Genomic DNA, 6,904 nt, shown 5'->3' on the forward strand with positions numbered 1-6,904 from the left:
ACCTCAGGCGGAACAAGCGGTGCGCCACTTCACGGGAAAACCGGTGCCCCGTTTCACGTGAAACGTGACCATCAACTCCCCAGCCCGCGCCACCCGTTCTCGTCCACCCCGCCCGGCACGTCCGCCGCGGGGTCGTACGGCTCTCGGGTGAAGACGAACGATCCCAGGTCCAGATGGTTCACACTGCCGTCGCCGTTCCGGACGATCCGCAACGTCTCCCCCGCGTAATAGCCGTCCAGTCCGATCCAGGTCCCGTCCGGCCGGGCGGTGAAGCGGGCTCCACGGCCGTCACCGCGGAGCCCACGGAGCTCCAGTCCTCGATCGTGGGTCAGACGCAGGATGTTGGTACGCGTTCCCCAGTACCAGGGACCGGTCAGCGCAAGAAGTTCGGCGTCCACCTCGGGCAGCGGCCGCCACGGCTCCGGAATGCGGGGCTCGGCCTCGGCAACGATCTCGACGAGCTCTGCGGCCACCTCCCCGATCGGCGGCCCCGAGGTGGCGTTGGCGAACACGACGGCGGCCACATCGTCCTCGGCGCAGAACCACAGTGCAGCCAGGAACCCGGGGAGCGATCCGGTGTGCCCGACGAGTGTCCGGCCCTTCCTGCGTACCACCTGCAGTCCCAGACCGTAGTTGCCCTCCCAGTCCCCCGGCTCCGGCGGCGCGGAAGGCGCCTTCATCTCCTCCACCGAGGTGGCGCGGAGCACCCGGTCGTCCCCCTCGGCGAGGAAGGCCGCGAAACGGAGGAGATCGGCCGTGGTGGACCACAGCTGACCGGCCGGCGCCATCAGGCCGAGGTCCTCGACCGGCTCCGGCAGCATGACGTCCGCCCACGGATGGACAGCCCAGCCACCGGCGTGCGGCGCCTCTGGCTGCGGACCCGTCCGGTGCATGCCCAGCGGCTCCAGGACCTCTGTCCGCAGCGCCTGCGCCCAGGGCACTCCGCGCAGGGCCTCGATCAGCGAACCCAGCACCGTGTAGCCGGGGTTGGAGTAGTGGTGCCGTCGGCCGGGCTGGTGCATCCGGGGCTGCTCACCGAGCACATCGGCGAGTTCGGGCCGCAGGCTGCCGGGCGTCCGCTCCCACCAGGGTGCGGGTGACTCGGCGCCCAGCCCCGCGGTGTGGCCGAGGAGTTGGTAGATGGTGACGTCCCCCGCCCCGGTACCGGGAAGGTGCTTCTCCAGCGGATCGGCCAGATCCAGCAGGCCCTCGTCGCGCAGCCGCAGGACCAGCACCGCGGTGAACGTCTTGGTGAGGGAGCCGATTCGGAACTGGGTGTCCGCGTCGGGGGCATGGCCGTCGACACAGCTGCGGGAGCCGTTCCAGACGGCCTGCCCCTGCCGCCGCACCGCGGCCACCAGTGAGGGTGAGCGGCCATCGGCCTGGGCGGTGGCGATGCGGTGCAGCAGAGCGCGCTGCGTACCGGGAAGCAATTGTTCAGTGGGAGAAGTCATCGTCAACAAGTACCGCCCGAACCCGCCCGGAGCGACCTCATTTCCCTGACCTGCCGGATCACGGTTTCCCTGACCTGCCGCATCGCGGCTTCCCTGACCTGCCGGATCGCGCTGGTGCGCGTTCACCGTGGCCCCACCGCACGCCCGTTGTCGAAGGTCTGTCAGGAGTGGACCCGGGCCACTCGTCGCGAAACCCCTTGCGCAATGGTCAAGAGTCGTTGACCATTGAGCGCATGCCTGCCGACGAACTAACCGAGACGCTTCACGTCACCACCGACGCGCAGCTCCGCGCCGTCTCCAACCTCACACGCCACCGGATCATGGCCGTGCTCCGCTTCGAGCCGGCGACGATTACCCAAGTCGCCGAGCGGGTGGGCCTCGCGAAGGGGAGTTCCAGCTATCACGTGCGTCTCCTCGAACGGGCCGGCCTGGTGAAGGTGGTGCGGACGCGGAAGGTGCGGGGCGTCACCGAGCGGTACTACGCGATGGCCGCGCGGTCGATCGTGCTGCCGGATCCGGGGCCGGGACAGCCAGATGTGCTGATGCGGAATGCCGTGGCGGACCTGGAAGCGGCGCCGGTGGACGGCGAGCGGCATGTACGGATGGCGCATCTGCGGCTCACCGAGGAGCAGTTCGCGGAGCTGGGGGCGCGGCTGGAGGCACTGGCGGACGAGTACCGGGAACTGTCCGATCCATCACTGCCGGACGTGTCGCTCGCCTTCGCGCTGTTCCGTCCCGCGCCGCGCGAGCAGGCCGAGGAGGGCTCCAAGTGACAGTCGAAGCACAGAAATTGCCGGCCGGGTTCGGACGACTGTGGACCGCGCAAACCGTGTCATCACTCGGAGACGGGGTGACGCACGCCGCCCTGCCGCTGCTCGCGTTGACGTTGACGCGGGATCCGATGGCACTCGCCGTCGTCACGGCCGCCGGGACGCTGCCGTGGCTGCTCTTCGGGGTGCTCGGCGGTGCGCTGGTGGACCGCTGGGACCGCAGGCGCACGATGTGGGTCGCGGACGCGGCGCGTGCGTTACTGCTCGCGATACCGGCGGCGGCCGCCGCGCTCGACATGCTGAGCGTTTTGCTGCTCGCGGCCGTCGCCTTCCTGCTCGGCCTCGGCGGTCTCTTCTTCGACACGGCCGCCACGGCCTATCTGCCGAATCTGGTCGGCCGCGACCCAGCACTCCTGGCCCGTGCCAACTCCCGTCTGCGCGGCGCCCAGACCGCCGCCTCCGGATTCGCGGGGCCGCCCGCCGGCAGTGCGTTGCTCGCGCTCGGGCGGGCGGTGCCGCTGCTCGCCGACGCGTTGTCGTTCGCGCTCTCCGCACTGCTCGTACGCTCGCTCCCCGCCGGGCCAAGACCCGTACAGGAGGCCCGCGAGTCGCTGCTCCGGCAGGCGCGGGCCGGGGCCTCGTACGTCTTCCGGGACCGGTTGCTGCTCGGGCTCGCGCTCCGTCCGGCGGTCGGGAACGTGGCCTTCCTCGCCGTGGAGACCGTGCTCGCCCTCTTCGCGCGCGACCGTCTCGGCATCGAGACCTTCGGCTACGGTCTGCTCCTCACGGCGGAGGCCACCGGTGGCCTGCTCGGCGCGGGCATCGCCTCCGTCCTCGGCCGATGGCTCGGCACCGGCACCGCGCTGACCTGCACGGCCGCGGTCGAGGGGCTTGCCATCCTGGGGCTTGCCGCCGCCCCGAATCCGTATGTGGCAGGCCTCGCGCTCGCCGTGTGCGGGGCGGGCATGGGCGCCACGATGGTGCTCGCACCCTCCCTGCGGCAGGCGATCGTCCCGGCGCACCTGATGGGCCGGGTCGCCTCCACCTCCCGCATGCTCGCCATGTGCGCAGCCCCGTTCGGCGCCTTCCTCGGCGGCTGGCTGGCCACCGCGTACGACCTGCGCACCCCGCTCTACGCCGCCGCCTGCCTCCTCCTCGCCATGACCGCCGTCACGGCGACCATGACAAGCAACCGGCGGGTCGAGGAGGCGCTGCGTGGCGCTGCCTCGGCCGATGGCCCGGCTCACCCGAAGTCCTCGGCTCCCGACCGGGAGGGGGCATCCGAACTGCCGTGACCTTCTCCCGGGAGACGTCATGAAGGGTCCGAGGTACTGGACTGCGTGACGTTGCCGACCGGCAAGCGATTCCCCGTGCGGGAACTGCCCCGTCAGGGCAGCAGGATGACCTTGCCGAGGTTGGCCCTGGCTTCGATGATCTCGTGCGCCCGGGCCGCATCAGCCAGCGGAATCCGGGCATGGACGACCGGCCGCAGGCGTCCGGACAGGGCCAGCTCCCACAGCTCCTCGCCGTGCCGATCGTAGAGCTCACGGTGAGTGCCGACGAACCTCGCCATGGTGAGCCCGGTGATGGTTTTCGATCCCGCCAGGAGGTCGAAGGCGGGAACGGTGCCACCACCCGAGTTGAAGAAGACGAGCCGCCCGCCGGGTGCGAGTGCGGAGACGGCGCGTGGGAGCAGATCTCCGCCGACCCCGTCCAGGACGACGTCGACCGGCTCCCCCCAGCGCTGGCTGTCGTAGGTCACGACCTCGTCGGCGCCCAGCCCGCGGAGGAACTCTGCCTTGGTGTGCGAGCTCACGGCCGCGACGACCCTTCCGATCCCCTGGAGCTTGGCCAGTTGGACCGCGAGATGCCCCACTCCGCTCGCGGCACCCGTGATCAGGACCGACTCGCTCGCACGAGGGCGGGCCGTGGCAAGGGCGGCGAGGGCGACGTGTCCGCTGCGTACCAGCGCAACGGCCTGGGTGGCGCTCGCTCCGTCCGGAATGCGGCTCGCCATGGAGCAGGGGGCGATCGCCAGCTCGGAGTACGAGCCGCCGCTGAAAACGAGCGAGGTGACGCGGTCGCCGACCTCGAAATCCGTCACGTCCGGACCGAGCGCGATCACCGTCCCGGCGACATCGCCTCCGAGGACTCCCGGCAGCGGCGTCCCGCCACCCTCTCCGCGCACCTTGCGCACCGAGGGAAGCGTCACACCGATGGCTTCCGTGCGGACCAGCAGTTCCCCGGGCCCGGGCTCGGGGGCCTCCGCGTCTTCGACACGGAGCACCTCCGGACCGCCGTACTCATAGAAACGAACCCGCCGCATGCCCACCTCCAGATCATTGGGAGAACCAACGATAATGGAAATCGTAGGGAACCCCAATGGTTTTCTGGTTAGCCTGTCCCCATGCCCGAGACCACCCGCGCCCCCGCCCGCATCCGCTCCCTCCCCAGCTGGCTCCTGGGCCGCGCAGCGGCCAGGGGGCACCGTCTCGTCGCCGAGGCCCTCGCCCGGGCGGGCATGCGGATGATGCACCACGCCGTCCTGTCAGCCGTCGCCGAGCTGGGACCCGTATCGCAGGCCGAGCTGGGCCGCAGCCTGAGCATCGACCCCAAGGACATGGTCGCGATCCTCAACGACCTGCAGAACGACGGCCTCGTGACCCGCGCGCCGGACGCCAAGGACCGTCGCAAGAACGCCATCACCCTGTCCCCGGACGGGGAACGCCGTCTGCTCCAGACGGAGAAACTGGGCCGCGAGGCGAACGATGAGCTGACGGCCTCACTGACGCCTGCCGAGCGGACCCAGCTCATGGATCTCCTCGTACGCGTGGTCGAACAGGAAGAGCCCTGCGCCGAAAGCGACCGCAGCGGCGCATAGCGGCTCGGACCCGCCCGGGAGACCAGCGAGGCACCCACTCCCGTGCCGGGCTCGCGGGGAACGCGATTTCGTGAGGAGTGGTCTTGACGGCCGGACGGGCGCGGACCGCCGCACGCCCGCCCCGACTGCCTTGCTCAGCACCAGAGTTCACCTCCCGTTCGCCGTGCAACCTTCTCCCCGTCACACGTGTCTCCCATGCGAGCCCTCACACCTCGTACGCCATTGGCTCCACGTACGCGACCAAGGAGGATTTTGTGGGCATTCGCACCATGCTGGCCATGGCCGTCTGTACTGCCGCGGCACTGTCGGGCGGCACGGCCGTCGCAGCTCCCAGCGGCACGTCCGCGGGTACGGCCGCGGCCGGGGGTACAGCAGCCACCACCGTGCGCGAGGACTTCAACGGAGACGGCTATCAGGACCTCGCCGTCGCCGCCCCCGCCGCCACGGTGGCCGGCCATTCCTGGGCCGGTTACGTCACCGTCAGCTACGGCTCGGCCAAGGGCCTGACGACAGCGAACACCACGGTCATCGATCAGAACACCCCGGGCGTACCGGGCGTGCCCGGTGACGATCACGGCTTCGGCTACCGGATGTTCGCCGAGGACCTCGACCACGACGGGCTGACCGACCTCGCTCTGGTCACCCATGAAAGGTTCCTGTTCGAAGGCTCCGCCATCAACGGCTCCGTCATCATGCTGTGGGGCAACACCGGGGGCATCACCGGGCAGGGCGCGGCCCGCGTGCCGACTTTCTCTGACACCCAGGTGGGAGACAACCTCACCGCCGGTGACTTCGACGGCGACGGTACGAGGGACCTGATGATGCTGCACGGAGACGATGGGCAGCAGCGCAGCGTGCTCTACGGGCCGTTCGCCCGGGACGGGTCGCCGGCCCGCGAGCAGGGGATCTTCATGTCCGACACGGACAACACCATGTCGAACACAGCGGCAGGCGACTTCAACGGCGACGGCATCGACGACCTGTGCACGTTCTTCGTGTACGAGAACCACGCCGAGGGCGGCAAGCTGTGGCTGGGCACCCCGAAGGGCCTGTCCAAGACCTCGACCGCGCTCCCGAGCGCCGCGGCCACCGCGGTCGGTGACTTCGACAAGGACGGCAAGGCCGACCTTGCCACCCGGGTGATCCCCAACGGCATCACGGAGGACCTGCCCACGGACCCCGGAACCATCAAGATCTACTACGGTTCCGCGTCCGGTCCGAGCACCACCCGGACCAAGACGATCACCCAGGACACCGCGGGCGTGCCCGGGGTGAGCGAGAAGGGCGACCAGTTCGGCGCCCGGCTCAGCGCGGGTGACGTCAACGGCGACGGTTACGCCGACCTGGTCGCGGGTGTGCCTTTCGAGGCCATCGAGAAGACCAAGGGGGCCGGAGCGGTGGTGCTGCTGAAGGGCGGCCCCGGCGGACTGAGCGGTACCGGTTCGCAGTCCTTCCACCAGGACTCGGCCGGGGTGCCGGGCGTGGCGGAGGCCGGTGACCACTTCGGTGGATCGGTCCGGCTGCTCGACATCAACAAGGACGGCAAGGCGGACCTGGCGGCCGGTGCCCCCGACGAGGACCTCGACGCGGTCGCGGACGGCGGTGCGGTGTGGTCGCTGCGGGGCGCCTCCTCGGGGCTGACCGCGACGGGCGCGTTCGCCTTCAACCCGGTCGACCTGGGCGCCCCGGTGCTCAAGGCCCGCTTCGGCCTGGACCTGTCCAACGACAACGGCCCGAACATCGGCTGACGTACCCGATGAATGCGGGGTGGTGCCGTTCCGTGGCTAGGGAACGGCACC

General features: G+C 70.3%; 6 protein-coding genes. 4 read left to right on the top strand and 2 right to left on the bottom strand.

The features are described from left to right. Nucleotides 1-71: 71 nt before the first annotated feature. Nucleotides 72-1,454, bottom strand: coding sequence for a serine hydrolase domain-containing protein (locus ACFVJX_RS16280; RefSeq protein ID WP_384124764.1), 1,383 nt, complete (start codon nt 1,452-1,454; stop codon nt 72-74). 233 nt (nt 1,455-1,687) lie between these two features. On the opposite strand from ACFVJX_RS16280, the gene ACFVJX_RS16285 reads away from it, so the two are divergent. Then, entirely contained in the window at nt 1,688-2,227 is a 540-nt protein-coding gene (locus ACFVJX_RS16285; protein WP_384124762.1) for an ArsR/SmtB family transcription factor, read from the top strand. A 17-nt stretch (nt 2,228-2,244) separates the two neighbouring features. Then, a complete protein-coding gene (locus ACFVJX_RS16290; protein WP_384124928.1) occupies nt 2,245-3,519 on the top strand; it encodes an MFS transporter in 1,275 nt (424 codons plus the stop codon). Nucleotides 3,520-3,611: 92 nt separating this feature from the next. On the opposite strand, the gene ACFVJX_RS16295 is transcribed toward ACFVJX_RS16290, so the two are convergent. After that, the gene (locus tag ACFVJX_RS16295; RefSeq protein ID WP_384124760.1) at nt 3,612-4,550 is read right to left on the bottom strand and encodes a zinc-binding alcohol dehydrogenase family protein; all 939 of its coding nucleotides are present in this window, start codon (nt 4,548-4,550) and stop codon (nt 3,612-3,614) included. A gap of 81 nt (nt 4,551-4,631) precedes the next feature. Here ACFVJX_RS16295 and ACFVJX_RS16300 point away from each other — a divergent pair, with 81 nt between their 5' ends. Together ACFVJX_RS16300 and ACFVJX_RS16305 are read left to right on the top strand one after the other, a co-directional pair. After that, entirely contained in the window at nt 4,632-5,105 is a 474-nt protein-coding gene (locus ACFVJX_RS16300; RefSeq protein ID WP_384124758.1) for a MarR family winged helix-turn-helix transcriptional regulator, read from the top strand. A 269-nt stretch (nt 5,106-5,374) separates the two neighbouring features. Then, nucleotides 5,375-6,853, top strand: coding sequence for an FG-GAP and VCBS repeat-containing protein (locus ACFVJX_RS16305; protein ID WP_384124926.1), 1,479 nt, complete (start codon nt 5,375-5,377; stop codon nt 6,851-6,853). The last annotated feature ends 51 nt before the right edge of the window (nt 6,854-6,904 follow it).

Source organism: Streptomyces sp. NPDC127177 (assembly GCF_042672475.1).
In the GTDB taxonomy this organism is placed as follows: Bacteria; Actinomycetota; Actinomycetes; order Streptomycetales; family Streptomycetaceae; genus Streptomyces.